The 15,935-nt window shown below is 36.9% G+C and carries 15 protein-coding genes and 2 riboswitches; of the genes, 4 read left to right on the forward strand and 11 right to left on the reverse strand.

Annotation, left to right across the window (positions count from 1 at the left end; all coding sequences use genetic code 11):
• Nucleotides 1-6: 6 nt before the first annotated feature.
• The 6 genes from C564_RS0114525 to C564_RS0114550 form a co-directional block, all read right to left on the reverse strand.
• Nucleotides 7-984, reverse strand: coding sequence for an HD domain-containing protein (locus C564_RS0114525; protein WP_018765824.1), 978 nt, complete (start codon nt 982-984; stop codon nt 7-9).
• Nucleotides 985-987: 3 nt separating this feature from the next.
• Nucleotides 988-1,365: a nucleoside 2-deoxyribosyltransferase gene (locus tag C564_RS0114530; protein ID WP_003200399.1), complete on the reverse strand. Its 378-nt coding sequence runs from the start codon at nt 1,363-1,365 to the stop codon at nt 988-990.
• Nucleotides 1,366-1,469: 104 nt separating this feature from the next.
• The gene (locus C564_RS0114535; protein WP_026008572.1) at nt 1,470-1,742 is read right to left on the reverse strand and encodes a DUF3966 domain-containing protein; all 273 of its coding nucleotides are present in this window, start codon (nt 1,740-1,742) and stop codon (nt 1,470-1,472) included.
• Nucleotides 1,743-1,822: 80 nt separating this feature from the next.
• A complete protein-coding gene (locus tag C564_RS0114540) occupies nt 1,823-2,881 on the reverse strand; it encodes an undecaprenyldiphospho-muramoylpentapeptide beta-N-acetylglucosaminyltransferase (protein WP_006096013.1) in 1,059 nt (352 codons plus the stop codon).
• 18 nt (nt 2,882-2,899) lie between these two features.
• Nucleotides 2,900-6,298, reverse strand: coding sequence for a methionine synthase (gene metH, locus C564_RS0114545; protein WP_018765826.1), 3,399 nt, complete (start codon nt 6,296-6,298; stop codon nt 2,900-2,902).
• A complete protein-coding gene (locus C564_RS0114550; protein ID WP_006096011.1) occupies nt 6,298-8,130 on the reverse strand; it encodes a bifunctional homocysteine S-methyltransferase/methylenetetrahydrofolate reductase in 1,833 nt (610 codons plus the stop codon). Before C564_RS0114550 ends, metH begins: the two co-directional genes overlap by 1 nt.
• A 70-nt stretch (nt 8,131-8,200) precedes the next feature.
• Nucleotides 8,201-8,311, reverse strand: a riboswitch (SAM riboswitch).
• 202 nt (nt 8,312-8,513) lie between these two features.
• A riboswitch (SAM riboswitch) is annotated at nt 8,514-8,626 on the forward strand.
• Nucleotides 8,627-8,696: 70 nt separating this feature from the next.
• Here C564_RS0114550 and C564_RS0114555 point away from each other — a divergent pair.
• The gene (locus tag C564_RS0114555; protein ID WP_018765827.1) at nt 8,697-9,809 is read left to right on the forward strand and encodes a methionine biosynthesis PLP-dependent protein; all 1,113 of its coding nucleotides are present in this window, start codon (nt 8,697-8,699) and stop codon (nt 9,807-9,809) included.
• Nucleotides 9,806-10,969: a cystathionine beta-lyase gene (gene metC, locus C564_RS0114560; RefSeq protein WP_018765828.1), complete on the forward strand. Its 1,164-nt coding sequence runs from the start codon at nt 9,806-9,808 to the stop codon at nt 10,967-10,969. The genes C564_RS0114555 and metC overlap by 4 nt, the downstream gene beginning before the upstream one ends.
• Nucleotides 10,970-11,119: 150 nt before the next feature.
• Here the strand turns inward: metC and C564_RS0114565 are convergent, their stop codons facing one another.
• Complete coding sequence (locus C564_RS0114565) at nt 11,120-11,629, reverse strand: GNAT family N-acetyltransferase (RefSeq protein WP_018765829.1); 510 nt, start codon at nt 11,627-11,629, stop codon at nt 11,120-11,122.
• A 408-nt stretch (nt 11,630-12,037) separates the two neighbouring features.
• Here C564_RS0114565 and C564_RS0114570 point away from each other — a divergent pair, with 408 nt between their 5' ends.
• Nucleotides 12,038-12,328, forward strand: coding sequence for an ArsR/SmtB family transcription factor (locus C564_RS0114570; RefSeq protein ID WP_000894376.1), 291 nt, complete (start codon nt 12,038-12,040; stop codon nt 12,326-12,328).
• A 148-nt stretch (nt 12,329-12,476) separates the two neighbouring features.
• Here C564_RS0114570 and C564_RS0114575 read toward each other — a convergent pair whose 3' ends face one another.
• Nucleotides 12,477-13,592: a class I SAM-dependent methyltransferase gene (locus tag C564_RS0114575; protein ID WP_026008573.1), complete on the reverse strand. Its 1,116-nt coding sequence runs from the start codon at nt 13,590-13,592 to the stop codon at nt 12,477-12,479.
• Between the two features lie 8 nt (nt 13,593-13,600).
• Nucleotides 13,601-14,230: an MBL fold metallo-hydrolase gene (locus tag C564_RS0114580; protein ID WP_003200375.1), complete on the reverse strand. Its 630-nt coding sequence runs from the start codon at nt 14,228-14,230 to the stop codon at nt 13,601-13,603.
• Between the two features lie 169 nt (nt 14,231-14,399).
• On the opposite strand from C564_RS0114580, the gene C564_RS34775 reads away from it, so the two are divergent.
• Nucleotides 14,400-14,573, forward strand: a complete 174-nt coding sequence (locus tag C564_RS34775) for a DUF2759 domain-containing protein (RefSeq protein ID WP_003200373.1) — start codon at nt 14,400-14,402, stop codon at nt 14,571-14,573.
• Between the two features lie 135 nt (nt 14,574-14,708).
• Here C564_RS34775 and glcK read toward each other — a convergent pair whose 3' ends face one another.
• The gene (gene glcK / locus C564_RS0114590; protein ID WP_018765831.1) at nt 14,709-15,689 is read right to left on the reverse strand and encodes a glucokinase; all 981 of its coding nucleotides are present in this window, start codon (nt 15,687-15,689) and stop codon (nt 14,709-14,711) included.
• A 20-nt stretch (nt 15,690-15,709) separates the two neighbouring features.
• Nucleotides 15,710-15,910, reverse strand: coding sequence for a YqgQ family protein (locus C564_RS0114595; protein WP_016116335.1), 201 nt, complete (start codon nt 15,908-15,910; stop codon nt 15,710-15,712).
• Nucleotides 15,911-15,935 lie beyond the last annotated feature (25 nt).

A 15,935-nucleotide genomic window follows, 5' to 3' on the forward strand; every position in this document is an offset into this window, starting at 1 on the left:
ACTCCTTTATGCTTTCTTTATTTTTAAATATATATTTTGATTGAAGTTCTCTTTCGCATTTTGATTGCATAACCTTACATGTTCAGATAAACGAGACGCTTTATATATTTTACCATTCATATAGACATGTGGATCAATTAAGCGTTCCTTCCCACCCGAGTAACAAATATCATACTCTTGATTATTCTCTTCTACTATTACATTTGGATGTAAAGTAGCCAATACACTCGTTATCTCTTCATCACGACAACATTTCAATTTTTGAAGCACTACCTCATCATCGCACAAGAAATCTTCAGTATGTATCACATGCTTTTCTAACGCTAATTGCAAAACTTTTGTTAATACATGATAACTATATGAGCCTAATGGATGTAGAAAGAAATCAATTGTTTCTTTGTAATAGACTGTTGTAAACCACTCTGCCGCCTCTAGCGTACTAAGACAGATTTGTTTTTCATGGACAATTAATTGATTTAAAAATGTAAGAACTTCTTGTTTTGAAATCATTCCATATGTATATAAATCGCGAAGTGTATAATCTATACGATCTGCGCATAGAGCTGGTAGTGGTTGTTCCAACAGCATCCATTGTTCCCAGTTTTGAAGCATTTTAGAATCATATCCATACTTTTTCAAAATGAGCGGGATATCCGAGTTTTCAATGACTGTATCAAAAATATGTTCATGATAGTCTTCATCTTTTTTATGTAATACACGATCTACAACGTGTGAAAAAGCAGTATGTGATACATCGTGAAGCAATGCTGCAATTTGTTCCGCTTCACCCCCGCCCAGCAATTTCACAAGAAGCATAACTCCAATTGAATGCTCATAACGAGTTATATTCCACTCTGGTTTTACAAGAAAGCTCGCTCCAACTTGATGAATTTTCTTCAGCCTTTGCATAGCTTCTGTTTGTAATAGTTCTTCTAATACACCGTCTATTTCAAAATTACCGTATATCGTATCATAAACCTGCATGATCTATGCGTCTCCTTTATTCATGACGTATGAAACAAACTCCTCCACTTCCCCTTGAAAAATATCCACTTCTGGTAAATGGTAAAACGTTGTTTGAAGCGGATTGTTTTTATGATACATATAGATTTTCTTCTCTAGCGCAATAGCCATACCAAGCTCCGTGTGACTCCCATTTCCGCCATCTAATAAAAGTAGAAAAACATCAGCGTTTTGTATCGCCTGCTTTTCTGCTTGACCAATCTTCTGTAATTGTTCTCTATTTGTCGCTCTTTCATTTTGAGTCCAATTATATGTATGATGCCATCCCGCTTCTTTCAATTGACTCGCTACAAATTGAACAAGATGTTTGTTTTGAAAACTTGATGCAATATAGAAATTCATATGAATTAGCTCCTTATTTATAAAACCAAAGGGAAACTCCTTTTTTAGCGTTAATGATAATAATAGAGAAGGATTTCCCCAAAAGAAATCCCCACCTTCAAAACTTATTTTGCGTTTAAATGGTGGGGCGCCTCATGCTTTTCTCTTATTTTTTGCTTTTTATCACTTTCATCGGCTAACATCTCTAACTCAGCTGTTATTTCCGATTTTTCTAAGTTTCGTTCTTGTGAAAATTTTCTTGAAATGTAAATAATAACACTACCAACGTATAGCACAAAACATATAATCAGAGCAGTATTTTCATAGAGACTCAGCTCCAACACAGTCACTCCTAATCCATTCGTATTTTCACGCTCAAAGAACTGGAATTCCCCTATTAAATCTCTGTTATTGTAACATAAATAAAGTAATTCTTCGAACCTTTCATTCTACTAAAAAAGACATGATTTTTTAGAAATCACGCCTCCGTAATATATTTCATAATGGTCTGTACTGCTTCTTTTCCACTATACTTTTTTAATTCTTTTTTATACTTCTCACAATTATGATTTAACTCTTCTATATGCTTCATAAGGGATGTCACTGTTACAGTTTCTTCATATAAAACCGCTGCATACCCTTGTCTTTCAAACGATTGTGCATTTAAAATTTGATCTCCGCGGCTTGAAGCTTTCGGTAATGGAATTAAAAGCATCGGTTTTTGCAATGTTAAAAATTCAAAAATCGCATTCGATCCAGCTCGTGAGATGACAAAATCAGTTGCCCCTAACACATCTGGCAATTCTCCGTGCACATATTCAAATTGCCTATACCCTTCTATACCTTGTAACGTCTCGTCTAGATTTCCTTTTCCGCATAGGTGAACAACTTGATAATTTTTAAGGAGCTGTGGCAATGCTTCTCGTACTGTTTCATTGATTTTCTTTGCCCCTAGACTTCCTCCCATAACCGTGATAACTGGTTTTCTAGTATGGAACCGAAGAAAGTGTAATCCTTTTTCACGATTTCCACGTAGCACTTCTTCCCTCACAGGCGAACCTGTATAAACCACCTTTTCTGTTGGCAAATGTTGTGCAGCTTCTTCAAACGTAACAAATATTTTTGAAGCAAAACGGAGTGCAATTTTATTCGCTAGTCCTGGTGTCATATCCGATTCATGTAACAAGACTGGAACACGATTTAACCATCCGCCAATTACTACTGGTACAGATACAAAACCACCCTTTGAAAAAATAACATCAGGTTTTAATTTTCTTATTCGTACATAAGCATCCATAACACCCTTCATAACGAGAAAAGGATCTTTTATATTTTTCAAATCAAAATAACGGCGTAACTTTCCGCTCGCTATACCATAGTATGGAATTCCTTCGTTCTCTATAATCGTTTTTTCAATCCCTTGATGAGAACCTATATAAGAAATATCCCAGCCCTTTTTTTGCAAATGTGGAATAATTGCTAAATTAGGTGTCACATGTCCAGCCGAACCACCGCCTGTAAAGACTATTCTTTTCATACCTCTCCCCCTTCTACACTATAGTACACTAAAATATCGTGCTTCGGGGTGAGCAAATACCATTGCCGTTACAGATGCTTCCGGCTCCATCATAAATCCTTCTGTTAGTGAGATTCCAATCTCCTCTGGCTGAATTAAGCGAAATAGTTTTTCTTGATCAGCAAGTTCTGGGCAAGCTGGATAACCAAAAGAAACACGAATTCCCTGATATTTTGTACGGAATCGCTCTTCCATCGTCATCTCCGGTGAATCCGGAATTCCAAAACGATCACGAATCAACATATGTGTTTTTTCAGCGAGTCCCTCTGCTAGCTCTAGCGCTAACGATTGAATCGCATGGCTACGTAAATAATCCCCTTTCTCTTTCCATTCTTCCGCAATATCACGCACACCTTGCCCCACTGTAACAGATAAAAAGGCGACATAATCCATTTCATCACCGATAGGACGTAAGTAATCCCCTAATGTACGGTACGGAGCTTTCCCTTGTCTTGGGAATGAAAAACGCTCTAGCACACGTGTACGATCTTCTGGATCATAAATAATAATAGTTTGTCCATCACTTTGGGCAGGAAAAAATTGATAAACAGCTTTTGGACATAGCCAAGATTGTCCTCCTTGTAATAATTCATCAATTAAATTGTTTAACTCATGCGCTCTCTTATCACCTTCTTTTAATAATTTTTTCACATTTCCTTTTAAACCAAGGTGATGACCAATTAGCATTTGCCTGTTTAAAAATGATGCAAGATGTGAAACTGGAATATCACGAAGTACAACCCGTTTTGTTGAGTCCGGCACCATAACTTTTGCTTTCGGCAACGGTTCAATGACGGCTGGTATCTCCACTTTTTTCTCCTCTTGTTTCACGACATGAATGTGGCGATTTTTTTTATCCTGCTTCATTTTTTCTCGTTCTTCTTCTTTTTGCAATCGATTGATAAGATCGAGTCCTGTCATCGCATCACTTGCATATAATACGAGTCCATTATAGGAAGGTGAAATACGGTTATCTGTAAACTTTCTTGTCAATGCCGCACCACCTACAACAATGGGAATATCAATATTTGCCGCTTGTAAATCTTCGGCAGTTGCTACCATTTGCTGCGCCGATTTTACTAATAATCCAGAAAGTCCGATAATGTCTGGTTTCTTTTCTTTTACCTCTTGCACAATGCGATCAGAGCGCACATTAATTCCTAAATTAACAATATCATAGCCGTTATTTGATAAAATAATCTCTACAAGGTTTTTGCCAATATCATGTACATCACCTTTTACAGTTGCTAATAATACCTTTCCTTTTTTCGCACTATCGCTAGATTCCATATAAGGCTCCAAATACGCAACAGCAGCTTTCATACTTTCTGCACTTTGCAATACTTCAGCAACGATAAGCTCATTGTTATTAAACAAACGACCTACTTCGTCCATCCCCATCATAAGCGGACCGTTAATAATATCAAGGGGCTTTCTTCCTTCTGTTAGTGCGAAACTTAAATCTTCATGTAAACCTTGCTTCGTTCCTTCTACAATATAATTTGCTAACCTTTCATCAAGTGTTAATGTTTCTTGTATGACCGCTTCTTTTTTCTTAGCAACCCGGTAAAAGTTCGTAAATTCTTCTAGTGTTTCTTTCGTTGTTTCGAATAATAGTGCATCTGCGAGTTCCTTTTCCTCTTCTGGAATGGATGCATAGCGCTCTAGCTTTTCAGTATTCACAATTGCGTAGTCAAGCCCAGCCTTTGTTGCATGATATAAAAAGACCGAGTTTAGCACTTCGCGACCAGCTGGCGGTAAACCAAACGATATATTACTTACTCCTAAAATTGTTAAACATTCTGGCAGTGATTCTTTAATAAGACGAATCCCTTCTATCGTCGCTGCTGCCGAACCAATATATTCTTCATCACCAGTTCCTACCGGGAAAACGAGTGCATCAAAAATAATATCGGATGGACGTATACCATATTTCTTCGTTAATAACTCGTAACTTCTCTTTGCAATTTCTAACTTTCTTTCTGCACTAACTGCCATGCCCTCTTCATCAATCGTTCCTACTACAATTGCCGCACCATATTTATGAAGAAGAGGTGTTACTTTCTCAAAACGCTCTTCTCCATTTTCTAAATTAATAGAGTTAATAACCCCTTTTCCTTGTATATACGTGAGAGCTTTTGCCATAACATTATCATCCGTTGAATCTATCATAATCGGAACTTTTAATACTTTCGTTACTTCTGCCAAAAAGTTCTCCATATCTTCTACTTCATCACGATCTGGATCCGCCATACAAATATCAATAATATGGGCATTTTTCTTCACTTGCGCCCTCGCAATTTCAGCAGCTTCTTCAAAATTCCCTTCAGCTACTAATCGCTTAAATTTTCTTGATCCAATAACATTTGTTCTCTCTCCCACAAATAATGGCCTCATAGAATCATCATATTGCAACGCTTCTAAACCACTAATACCGTGGCCTTCTCGTTCATGATTCTCACGTGGTTCAAGGGACTCAAGCGAAACTTTTATCGCTCGTATATGATCAGGCGTTGTACCGCAACAACCACCGATAATATTGATCCACCCTTCTTTAGCAAATTGTTTCACCTTTTCTGCAAGTGAAGTCGGTGACTCATGATAATGTCCATCCTCGTCTGGAAGACCAGCATTTGGATAACAAGAAATATAACACTCTGATAAGTCAGAAAGAGAACGAATGTGTTCACGCATAAATTCTGGTCCTGTAGCACAGTTTAATCCGACAGATAATGGTTTCATATGCTCAATTGATAAATAAAATGCCTCGATTGTTTGCCCCGCTAACGTTGTTCCCATCGGTTCAATGGTTCCTGAAATCATAAGCGGAACCGTATGATTTGCTTCCGTAAACGCTTCCTGAATCCCTAAATACGCCGCTTTCACGTTACGCATATCTTGGCTTGTCTCTACAAGCAATACGTCAACGCCACCTCGTAATAAGCCCCGAGCTTGTCTCGTATAAGCTTCAATTAGTTCTTCAAACGTTACACCGCCTGTTACACTAATTGCTTTTGTTGTTGGCCCCATCGCACCTGCTACATATACTTCTTTACCACTCTCCTTTACCGCTTGCTTTGCTAAAAACGCCGCTCTTTCATTTAACTCTTCATCTAAATGAGATAGCTCATAATCATGCAATACGATATTCGTAGCACCAAACGTATTTGTTTCGATAATATCCGCACCCGCTTCAATGTAAGCTTTATGGATACCTAAAATAACATCTGGCCTTGTTTTTACTAAGTATTCATTACAACCTTCGTATTCTTCACCTCCAAAATCTTCTGCAGTTAAATCTGCCTGCTGAATCATCGTTCCCATCGCGCCATCTAATATTAAAATATCATGTTGTAATCTCTCTTCTATCGGTCTCATCAGTTGATTCCCTCTTTCACGTCTTGCTTTTCTTTCACATACTTAACGAGATTTTCTGTAATTTCATATTTCAAAAATGGCGTAATGAGATAAATACCGTTAAAGTATTTCATTGCGGCATTAATTAATTCCTGAGAAATACGAATTCCTTCTTCAATTGCAGACTCCTGCGTTTCATGCCCATCCATTCTCTGTCTTACTTCCTCAGGCAATGTAATGCCTGGCACCTCAAAATGAAGAAAATCAGCATTACGTTTACTTACTAAAGGCATAATTCCAATAAAAATTGGTTTTTCTAAATGTTTTGTCGCCTCGTATATTTCTTCAATTAAGGCTACATCGTAAATTGGCTGTGTTAAGAAATACTCTGCACCAGCTGCAATTTTCCTCTCCATTCGCTTCACCGCTGCTTTTAAATGTCTCACGTGCGGATTAAAAGCTCCTCCAACAGAAAACCTTGTCGCTGGACCAATGGATTTTCCTAAAATAGATCGACCATCATTCATTTCTTTAATCATTTTAATTAATTCAATAGAAGACAAATCATATACAGAAGTCGCTCCAGGAAAATCCCCCACTCGCGCTGGATCACCTGTTAAAGCTAACACTTCTTCCATTCCTAAAGCCGATAAACCTAGTAAATGAGATTGCAAACCAATGACATTATGATCACGGCACGTTAAATGCGTCAGTACTGGAATATCATGCTTCGTTAATAATGCCCCCATTGCCATGTTTGAAATGCGCGGGGATGCTAACGAATTATCTGCTAACGTAATGGCATCTGCTCCCGCTCTTTTCAATGCCCTTGCCCCTTCAAAAAAACGCTGCGTATCTAATGTTTTTGGGGGATCTAGTTCAACAACCACCGTTGTTTGCTTCTTCGCTTTTTCTGCAAGGGTAACATGAGTGCTAGCACGTTTTGTTTGGATATGAACTACTTGTTGTCTTTGAACAATTTGTTTTTCTGTAACAGGCGTTACATTCGCAATTACACGCTTCATCCCTTCAATATGTGCTGGCGTTGTACCACAACAGCCCCCTAACAAACGAATACCTTGTTCAATAAATTTCGGTGTCATCTCTTCAAAATAAGCAGGGCTTCCTTCATATACGTAACGTCCTTCTACATAGTTTGGAAGGCCTGCATTTGGATAAGCCGACAAATAACCATTTTTAGGAATCGATATCATTTTAAAAGCTTCCGTCATATGAAGCGGTCCTAACTGACAGTTTAAACCGACTACATTTGCACCGTAATCTAAAAGCTGCGTTAATATTCCATTTACATCATTTCCATTTTGCGTTGCGCCCGCTTCATGAAGCGCTAGCTGTGCAATAATTGGAATATCTGTTTGTTTTCGCAATACTTTCACTGCATGTAACAATTCGAACTCATCATAAAATGTTTCTAATAATAATCCGTCAACCTTTTCTTCTAATAATGCTCCCGCTTGCTCAAGTAGCATAAACTCTCGTTCCATATCAGTCGTTGTAACGGCCCCGATATGCTTCATCCCACCGATGGTCCCTAAAATGGCGTTCTTATCTGTTACGGCTGCTTTTGCAAGTTTAACCGCTGCTTTATTAATTTGGGTGACCTGATTTTCCAAACCATACATGCGTAATTTCGCTTCATTTGCACCATATGTATTTGTTTGAATAATATCTGCCCCAGCAGCTACATATTGTTTATGAATAGATATAATAAGATCTGGATCAGATAAGTTTAATTCTTCAAAACTACTTTGCAAACCATGAGAATGTAATAACGTACCAATTGCGCCATCACCGATAACAATTCCTTTTGATACTAAATCTAGAATTTTCACTTGTCTCCCTCTTTTCTATCAATATAAAAACCCCCTCTTCATCTTGAAGAGGGGGACATCATCAATCCTCCTCTTATCATGCAAAACAAATTGTTTTGCAGGTATTAGCACCGTTTCAAACATTTCGTTTGAAGGTTGCCGGGTTTCACAGGGCCTTTCCCTCCACCGCTCTCAATAAGAGTTTGTCTTTATTATTCATCTATGTTTTAAAAGGAAATACGTGTACTCTTTAACAATCTTTGTTAATTTTCTCATAAATTTAGCATGGGATAGACTAAAAGTCAATTGAATTAGCAGAAAAATGAAAATTGTTTAAAATAAAGTTGCAATTCAATTATCTTTTGTTGTAAAGTTAAAACCATAATAAAATTTCATACAAAATATTCTTATCTAGAGAGGTAGAGGGACTGGCCCTATGACACCTCAGCAACCATTAACACGTTCGTTAATAAGGTGCTAATTCCAGCAAATTGCGAAAAGATTTGACAGATAAGAAGAAGACTATATTCGCATGAAAGCCTTCTTCTTAGAAGGCTTTTTTTATTTTTATAAAGGAGGAATTTCACATGTCAACAATCGAAACAAAACTAGCACAAATCGGAAATCGAAGCGAAACTACAACAGGAACAGTTAATCCCCCTGTTTACTTTTCAACAGCTTATCGTCATGAAGGAATTGGAAAGTCAACAGGCTTTGATTATTCACGAACAGGAAATCCAACACGTGGTCTTTTAGAACGCGCAATTGCTGATTTAGAAGAAGGTGAACAAGGCTATGCCTGTAGTTCTGGAATGGCAGCTGTTCTTCTTATTCTTTCCTTATTCCGTTCTGGAGATGAACTTATCGTATCAGAAGATTTATACGGAGGGACCTACCGCTTATTTTCGGAACATGAGGAAAAGTGGAATATTCGATGTAGATACGTAGATACACAATCTATTAAACAAATAGAACAAGCTGTCACTTCTCAAACAAAGGCTATTTTTATCGAAACACCGACCAATCCATTAATGCAAGTCACTGATATTGCAGCTGTCGCAACTGTCGCAAAACGGCACAACCTACTTCTAATTGTCGATAATACTTTCTACACTCCTTATATACAACAACCATTAACAGAAGGCGCAGATATTGTCCTTCACAGCGCAACAAAGTATTTAGGTGGACATAACGATGTACTAAGCGGCCTTGTCGTTACAAAAGGTCAGACACTTTGCGAAGCACTTGCCCACTATCATAACGCTTCTGGTGCTGTATTAAGTCCATTTGATTCGTGGTTATTAATTCGTGGTATGAAAACATTGGCTCTTCGTATGAAACAACATGAAGAAAACGCAAAAAAAATCGTTTCTTATTTAAATGGGGAGAATGGTGTAACCGATGTTTTTTATCCAGGAAGGGGCGGTATGATTTCATTTCGTCTTCGCGATGAAAAATGGATAAATCCTTTCTTACAATCTTTATCGTTAATTACATTTGCAGAAAGTCTTGGCGGGGTTGAAAGTTTAATGACATATCCAGCAACACAAACACATGCAGATATCCCAGAAGCAGTGCGTATAGCACGCGGGGTATGTAATCGTCTTCTCCGTTTTTCCGTTGGCATTGAAAACGGGGATGATTTAATTCAAGACTTAAAGCAAGCTATTAAACATGTAAAAGAAGGTGTAAGAATATGAGTTATTCGTTAGATACACTCTTACTTCATAACCAATATAAACATGATTCACAAACAGGAGCTGTTAACGTTCCCATTTATAATACATCGACATTTCATCAATTTGATGTAGATACCTTTGGAAAATACGACTACAGTCGCTCTGGGAATCCAACACGTGAAGCACTTGAAGACATAATCGCTTTATTAGAAGGGGGAACAAAAGGATTTGCCTTCGCATCTGGAATTGCAGCGATTTCTACTGCCTTCCTCCTTCTCTCGCAAGGCGATCATGTTCTCATTTCAGAAGATGTATACGGGGGAACATATCGCATTGTAACAGAGGTTCTGTCTCGTTACGGTGTTTCACATACATTTGTTGATATGACAAATGTAGAGGCAGTAAAACAAAACATTAGACCAAATACAAAAGTCTTTTACATTGAAACACCATCCAATCCATTATTAAAAGTAACCGACATCCGTACTGTTTGCGAATTAGCGAAATCTACCGGAGCTCTTACTTTTGTTGATAACACATTTTTAACACCACTATTCCAAAAACCACTCGAACTTGGAGCAGATGTGGTTCTCCATAGTGCGACAAAGTTTATTGCCGGTCATAGTGATGTTACAGCTGGATTAGCAGTTGTAAAAGATGATGAACTCGCTAAAAAACTCGGCTTCCTGCAAAATGCATTTGGCGCTATATTAGGCCCACAAGATTGCTCTCTCGTTCTTCGCGGTCTGAAAACATTACACGTACGTCTCGAACACTCAGCAACAAACGCGAATAAAATTGCTCTTTATTTACAAAAACACTCGAAAATTCAGAATGTTTATTACCCTGGATTAGAATCACACCTTGGCTATGACATACAGCACTCACAAGCACAATCTGCCGGTGCTGTTTTATCTTTCACGTTACAATCTGAAGATGCTTTGCGAAAATTTTTATCACAAGTCAAACTTCCTGTATTTGCAGTAAGTTTAGGAGCTGTGGAATCCATCCTCTCCTATCCTGCAAAAATGTCACATGCAGCATTATCACAAAAAGCACGCGATGAAAGAGGTATTTCTAATTCATTGCTCCGTTTATCAGTTGGCCTTGAAAATGTAGATGATTTAATTACCGATTTTGAAAATGCACTTTCTTTTGTAGAGGAACCTGTGAATGCATGAGAAAATTCCCATCTGATATAGAAATAAAATGTTTCACATTATAAAAAAGGATAGACCAAGCAAATTACATTCGCTTGGTCTATCCTTTTTTATTACGGTACTCAGGGTTTACCACCATAAACTCATCATATGCACTTAGGTAAAGTCCCTCTATTGAAGATAATAAGCCATTAATGTATCCTCTCCATAAGAACCATCTTCATATTTAATTTGCTTCCGTTGTCTACCTTCTTCTATAAAACCAGTACGTTTGTATACTTTAATAGCCCTATCATTAACAGAAACGATCCCTAAGCAAATTTTTTCTAAACCTTTCTGCTTTTTAGCCCAATTAACAAGAAATTTTATTAATTCGGTACCGATACCTTGATTGCAACATTCCTCTCTGATACCCATTCCCATTGTTCCTACATGTTTTAAGCGTTCTTGTTTGTAACGATTGAAAATCAAAAAGCCAACTACTGCACCTTCCATCTCACTTACTATATAAAGATTTCCATCCTCAACACTTTTCAATATTTTTTCTCTTTCTTTATTCACATTATCAGGTATTTTATTTGGAGAAGATATAAAAAACTTTGTCGTAGCTGCTGATAAAATGATTTCCTTTCTAATAGCAATAAATGATTCAGCATCAGATTCTTTTGCTAATCGTATCACATCATCACCACTTATCTTTTTTCAGTAAACCTTCAGGAAAGCGAAAGTGAAAGTGAAAGTGTTTTAGGAAATGTATGTTATGATATGCCTTCTTTTCATCCAAAATTATATTCTATAGAAACATATAAAATCTCTTTTTCTTATTATTTTAAAAATTTTGTATATTAATTGAAAGAATAACAAAATCGTGATAAAATTGTGTTACAAATGTATCTGTATATTCACGATTTTTAACAAAAAATACTGTGTTACAAAACGTACAAATTTTGCAAAGTTATTTACATCATGTTCTCTTTTCTTACAATTTCTTTACTTTAGAACATTTTTTCTGCAACAACTATTTTCTTTTCTTTAGATTTTTGGTATGTATAGTATGGGTATAACAGCTCGCATGGAGGTGGAAAAAACATGTTAGAAACCTTTCAAAAGGAATTAGAACTATACGAAAATAATGCAGAATTACTGAAAGTTCTTGCTCACCCTGTTCGTTTATGTATTGTAAAAGGATTGATCGAACGCGGTCCAAGCAATGTTTCGACAATGTACACAGGATTAAATATGCCACAATCCACAATTTCACAACATTTAGCGAAATTAAAAAGCGCTAAAATCGTTTCTAGTGAAAGAAAAGGATTGGAAATTTACTACAAAGTAGAAAATGAAACAATTATCCAACTTGTTCGTGTATTACTAGGTTAGGGGTAACCAAACAAAAAGGACGTATTCTATATTTTCTATCTCATATCTTTAATATAAATATATATCATGAGAGAAAATATACAATACTACATATCCTAAAGTCGTATCAAAAAACAAGACGCAGAATCATTCTGTGTCTTGTTTTTTTCTATATATGTAAATAATGCTTTAAATCAAAATGTGGCATTCCTTTTTTTTGCATAACAACATCAAAAGCATCGCTTATTCCCCCATGTAAAATCATAGAACGAACCGCTCGATTTTGTTTCTGTTTCTCAGAAAAAGGATCGGAATCTTGATGACTAACAAGTTGTTCTAATATACCTGCCGCAAGTAAAAACCCCCTTTGTTTTGTATGCCACACTGTATGAAGACTGCTTTCTTCTCCTATTTTCTTCAATTCATCCCAATGAATATGCGCTGTAATATCCATTTCACCAGGATAATTCAGAGGGTTCTGAATGAGCCTATGGTCATAATATCCCCTTAGACTCCCTTCATGATGCGCAGGATGCATCCACTCCGCCTTTGTATATCCATAATCAACCGTGATGAATAAGCCTTCCTTGAGCCATCCTATAATCTCTTGTAAATAGGTTTCCATTGCTATTGGTACTTCAAAGCGCTGTCCTTCATAAAGCTCAATCTTATGTCTTCGTAAATAGCATCGTATTACTTCTTGTTCTAACGGCCGCAATACTTCTGTAAGTTCCCGCTGCTCCGTATACGTAATACGAACTTCATACAAAATACCAGCTCGCTTCTCTATCACTTCAACAGGAAACGCATCAAACAATTCGTTTGAAAAAACGATTCCTGTAAAAGACTCCCCTAATTCCTTATAGGACTTGTACTGCGAAATATTTTGAAATGAACCAAGTTGACGTTTTTGCAACCTTCTATGAAAAGGACTCACTTCAATAATAGAATATCGTAACTTTGTATAGGTTACTGGAGATAACTGTTTCCATTCCTGTAAAACATCATAAGCAAATCTCCCTGTTCCCCCTCCAATTTCACAAACATTCGGGGGGATCTCTCCATTTTGGACAAGTCGAATAAAAAAACGAGCGAACGTCCTTGCAAATACCGAAGAAATATTACTACTCGTAAAAAAGTCACCATTTCTTCCGATTTTCTCACGTTCTTTCATATAATATCCGTACTCCTCATCATACAGTGCAAGGTTCATATATGTACTATATGAAATCGAATAATCCTTTTCTTTTTCCATCCATTTTCTTAAAACGAGCTCCATCCCCATATAGCTCCTTATTGTAAAAACGGATTATTTTCTTTTTCGAAACCAATATTTGTTTCTGGACCATGTCCACATAATACTGCTGTGTCATCTGGCAGTACAAATAATTTTTCTTCAATGCTTCCAATTAATTCTGCAAAACTTCCACCTGGTAAGTCTGTTCGACCAATACTCATTTGGAATAATACATCTCCTGAAAATACAGCATTTGCCTCTTTGCAATAATATGAAATACTGCCTGGAGAATGCCCTGGCGTCTCAAACATTTCAAATGTAAAAGATCCAATCGTTAACATTCCTTCGCCTTCAATAATTTGATCAGCTGGTTTCGCTGTAATACTTCGATTCATCATAAAAATTTGCGAACCATTTACAGTCGCATCTCCTAACCAATCCACTTCTTCTTTATGTACATATACTGGGATATGAAAAGCATCTCTCACAGCATCAACTGCACCAATATGATCGAAATGAGCATGTGTTAATAAAACAGCCAGCGGCTTTAATTGTTCTTCTTGTAAATACGTTACAAGCTTTTCTCCTTCACTACCTGGATCAAAAATAATACATTCTTTTTGATCATTACTTAAAATATATGCATTTGTTTGTAATGGCCCTAATGGCATTTGTATCCATTTCATTTTTAAATCTCCTCCAGTTATTGAACTTACTTTTATGATACAACATTTCTTCTCCTTAGGAAAAGAAACGATGCTATCTCGACAATCATTTCTAAAACATGTACAATAAAAAAGAAGAAATATTGCAAAAACTCAAACGAAAGAATGAGAGAGCAGAGGGGGATCATATATGGGTCTTGTTATCATTTTTGCGCTAGTCACTCTGTTAGCTGTATTCGCAACCCTTAGAACGTTACGTGAAAAAAATTTACTAGCAGGCGGTTTTGCTGTTGCAACTGTACTTGTTTTTGGTTGGTTTACAGTCATGACTGTCCTTTATAGCGGGTACCCACCAGCTCATTAATTCACTTACAGTTCTATTTCCCATCAAGATTTTGCATAAAAAAAGAGGAAGGGATCTCCCTTCCTCTTCTCATTATTTTGCAAATACCAGTAGTCTCACCTTAATTCCGATTCGCCCTGACTGATTCTATTCTTTTTACTTCATAACTTCATATTTATGCTTCTTCACAAGCCAAGCTCCACCAATTACACCAGCATCATTCCCAAGCGTTGCAATTGCTAGCTTCGTGCTCTTAACAGCACGAGAAAATGCATATTGTGCAAAATAGCGCTGAATTGGTTGTAACAATGCATCACCAGCTTTAGATACACCACCGCCAATTACAATCTTTTCTGGATTTAACGTACTAGAAAGATTTGCTACAGCTAACCCTAAATAAGAAGCTACTTTTTCTACAACTTGTTCCGCTAAAGCGTCACCTTGTTCAAGCGCTTCAAATACATCTTTAGATGTAATACGTCCCTCTTCTTCTAACATAGAGTGAAGTATGCTTGGTTCATCTGTACCTTGTAATTTTTGCATAGCAACACGTACAATACCTGTTGCTGAAGCTACTGTTTCTAGACAGCCAGATTTCCCGCAGTTACAAGGAAATCCATTTTCTGTTACGACTGTAATATGTCCGATTTCACCAGCAGCACCACTTACACCGTGCACGATCTCACCATTTGCAATTACACCGCCGCCAACACCAGTTCCAAGAGTCATACAAACTAGATCTTTCGCTCCTTCACCAGCACCTTTCCACATTTCACCAAGCGCTGCTAAGTTTGCATCATTATCAACCACAACAGGTAAGCCTGTTTCTACTTCTAATAAATCTTTTAATGGATAGTTTTTCCACCCTAAATTAACAGCTTCATAAATCATACCAGAAGCGACATGCACAGGTCCAGGAGCGCCCATACCAATACCAATTAGCTTGCTCTTTAATTCTCCTAGTTTTTCTAACTTTTTATCAATTGCTTTCGCTACATCTAATGTAATATGTTTGCCTTGCTCACTTGTATTCGTTGGGATTTCCCACTTATGTAAAATTTCACCATACACATTAATAAATGCTAATTTAATCGTTGTCCCGCCAAGGTCAACACCAACTAACCACTTTTCTTCCATTTTTGCTAACCTACCTTTATCTAATTCTTGCTCATCTCTTTTTGAATCTCTTGTTTCAATAAAAATAAAGCTGTTTGATAGTCTTTTGGCTCAATCAACTGTGATTGGTTTAATTCACGTAATTCATCTTGCATTAATTGTAAATCAGCGATTCGATCACCTGTATAAATGATTGTTCCAAATTTTTTTAGCAATTGCTGAATATCATAAATTGATATCATTTCATCACCCTCTATGTCCACTTAT

The organism is Bacillus sp. 105MF, assembly GCF_000374885.1.
In the GTDB taxonomy this organism is placed as follows: domain Bacteria; phylum Bacillota; class Bacilli; order Bacillales; family Bacillaceae_G; genus Bacillus_A; species Bacillus_A pseudomycoides.